General features: G+C 42.0%; 1 protein-coding gene. It reads left to right on the top strand.

The features are described 5' to 3' along the window. Positions 1-26: 26 nt before the first annotated feature. A partial coding sequence (locus QUA45_RS28895; RefSeq protein ID WP_333223388.1) for a WD40 repeat domain-containing protein occupies positions 27-1,186 on the top strand: 1,160 nt, incomplete at its 3' end.

Below are 1,186 nucleotides of genomic sequence, written 5' to 3'. Positions count from 1 at the left end.
CCGAAGTCAGTCCTGATGGTAAGCTCATGGTTACTGTAGAGAGAAATAATACAGCCAAGCTGTGGAGATCGGATGGCAAGCTAATTGGAAATCTGCCAGCTTGGAAAGCACGTATTACAAAGGTATTTTTTAGTCCTGACAGTCAGCTTATTGCTACTGTCAGCGAAGACAATATAGCCAAGCTGTGGAACCATGATGGCAAGTCTATCGGCACTTTGCAAGGTCACACCAAGAAAATTTCAGAAGTTATTTTTAGTCCTGACAGTCAGCTTATTGCTACTGTAAGTTTGGATGATACAGTGAAGCTATGGAATCGCGAGGGTTTACAGATTCAAACAATTGAGAAGTCTAGTGGTAGATTAAATCGACGGACTTCTTCCGATAAAAGTCAAGTAAAATTTAGCCCCGACAGTCAGATGTTATTTGTCCCCAGCAATTACAATGACGTGCAACTCTGGGGTCGAAATGGAAAAGTGATTCCAACCCTCAAGGGGCATGATGGGCTAGTTTATAACGCGATTTTCAGCCACAACAGTCAGATTATTGCTACCACGACTTTCGATAGCAAGGTGAAACTTTGGAGACGGAATGGGGCTTTGATTACCACTTTACCGCAAAACTTCTATGAAGTTGATGTCAGTTTTAGCCTTGACAGCCAACTGCTTGTTTCAGTTAAGAATTCTAGTATTGTCCAACTTTGGGGTATTGACGGGAAAGAAATCGCGACTCTGGCAAATAATAGCGATGATTCTCCTAAAATTAGTTTCAGTCCTGACAGCGGAACCGTTATATTGATAGCTAAGGATAACGTCAAACTTTACAACCGAAAAGGTGGGCTAACGGGAACTATAAAAAATGACGGGGATGACGTTCCTACAATTAGGGTTAGTCAAGATAGAAGACTAATTGCTTCTGTCGATCGGAATAATGTAATAAAGCTTTCGAGTAGTAATAATGGCAAGCTGATCAAATTCCTGAAGGGACATCACAGTAAAATTACTTTAGTCAATTTTAGTCCAAATAGTAAGATGCTTGCCACCGCAGACAAAGATAATACTGTCAAGCTTTGGGAGAGCGACGGTACACTGCTTCTAACGCTTAAGGGACATGGGAACCGGGTTGAAAGTGTGCACTTTGGAGCGGATGGCAAGACATTTGCTGTTTCCGGTGTTGAAGATGTGGTGCA

The sequence above is a fragment of the Microcoleus sp. Pol12A5 genome (assembly GCF_036701435.1).
Classification (GTDB): domain Bacteria; phylum Cyanobacteriota; class Cyanobacteriia; order Cyanobacteriales; family Microcoleaceae; genus Microcoleus.
The sequence above is the reverse complement of the archived record's forward strand: the minus strand, read 5'-3'. Positions and strand labels throughout refer to the sequence as shown.